This is a genomic window from Micromonospora maritima, assembly GCF_902825405.1.
GTDB classification, from domain to species: domain Bacteria; phylum Actinomycetota; class Actinomycetes; order Mycobacteriales; family Micromonosporaceae; genus Micromonospora; species Micromonospora maritima.
Map to the genome: position 1 here is coordinate 1 of NZ_CADEAU010000781.1, position 1720 is coordinate 1720.

Annotated in this window: 1 protein-coding gene and 1 pseudogene; both read right to left on the reverse strand. The window is 76.0% G+C overall.

Annotation, left to right across the window (positions count from 1 at the left end):
* A pseudogene (locus HUW36_RS32220) lies at window positions 1-209 on the reverse strand (hypothetical protein); the annotation flags it as partial.
* Between the two features lie 108 nt (window positions 210-317).
* On the reverse strand, window positions 318-1720 hold a 1403-nt coding region (locus HUW36_RS34210; protein WP_217428918.1), incomplete at its 5' end, for a C40 family peptidase.

Sequence of the window (1720 nt, forward strand, 5' to 3'; positions counted from 1 at the left end):
GTCAGGGCGCCCGCCCGGTAGGTGGTGGCGGTGGCCGGCGCCGCGGGCCGTTCCTCGTCCGGCGGTGGCGGCACGGCCGAGCCGGCGACGCTCACCCGGGCGCGGGCGACGGCAACCTGGCCCGGCTGTGCCCGTTCGGCCTGGTCACCGGCGGGGTCGGGCGTGGATCCCGGGTGGACCGTCTCCGCCGGAACCTCGTTGTCGCCCATCTCGCCCTCCGCACCCGCGCTCGGCCCCGACCGTGGCGTCGGCCGGAACTGCCCGATCTCACCGTGCCACATTCCGGCCCGGGAGCACAGCCGGAGTGGACGGTTGGGTCAGTCGGCGCTGCTCGGGCTGGCCGATCCGCTGCCGGACGCGGTGGGCGACGGCGCGACGCTGCTCGTGCTCGGCTCCGCCGCACTGCCGGTCGGCTCGGCCCCGGCGGTGCGGCTCGGCGTCGGGCTCGGCGAGTCGGACGGGCTGGCCGGCGGCGTGGTGCTCGTCGACGGCGTGGGCGACGGGCTCGACGTGGTGGGCGTCGGCTTGGGCGTCCCGGTCGGCTTGGGCGAGCCGGTGGGCTTCGGCGAGCCGGTGGGCTTCGGGGTCGCCGTCTTCGTCGGCTTCGGCGTCGGGGTGGGCTTGGCCGGGGTTGCCGGCACGGTCGGCGGCGGCACGGGGGTGGCCGGGGCGGGCACCGCGCCGACCACGCGGGTGGCGGCGTAGAGGCGGGACCAGCGGACCACCGAGATCTTGACGACGTCGCCGGTGCGGGGCGCCTCGACCATCTTGCCGTTGCCGATGTACATGGCGACGTGGTGGATGCTCGTCCAACTGCCGCTGGAGGCGAAGAAGAGCAGGTCGCCGGGGAGGAGGGCGTTCGGGTCGACGGTGCGGGACCGGGTCGCGAAGTACTGGTCCCGGGAGACCCGGGGCAGGCCGCGGTAGCCGGCCGACTGGTAGGAGGCCAGCATCAGGCCGGAGCAGTCGAAGCGGTCCGGGCCCTCGGCCGCCCAGAGGTAGGGGTCGCCGAGCTGGGCCAGCGCGTAGCGCACGGCGGCGAGCGCCCGGGGGTCGGCGACCATGCCGGCGATGCTCTGGTTGACCACGTAGGAGTTGCCGTTGCGCTGCTCGGCCACGTTCTCGCGGCGTTCGATGTCGAGCAGCTTGGCGGCGTTGTCCCGGCGGAGCTTGAGCAGCGCCGCCTCCTGCGTCCGCAGGTCGGTCTCGACCTTCTTGTATTCGTCGGTCTTCTCGTTGACCCGCCGCTGGGCCGAGTCGCGCGCCTCGCGGGCGACCTGCTCGGCGGTGGTGGCCCGGAGCAGCTCGCCGGTCACCGACGTGCTGGCCGCGCCCTCGGCCCGGTCGCCCCGGGTGATCCGCTGGAGGTTGGCGAACTCGCGCAGGCTGCTGCCGAACTCGCCGGGCGGCAGCGCCGCGTCGGCCTTGACCGCGTCGGCGGCGGCGCTCTTGGCGTTCTCGCGGGCCCGGACGAGCGCGGTCAGCGCCTCCGTCAGCCGGTCGCCGGCGGCGGTCAGCTCGGCCTGCGCGGCGTCGCGTTCCCCCTTGATCCGCAGCAGGTTCTCGCCGATCTGCGCGACGCGGGCGTCGGCCTGGTTGATCTGCGCGACGAGGGGACCGTCGGCGGGGTTGGTGACGCCGGTCGTGGCGCCCGGCAGGCCCGGGCCGGTGACGCCGGGCAGTCCGGGAACGGCGCCGGGCCGGCCGGGAACGGCGCCGG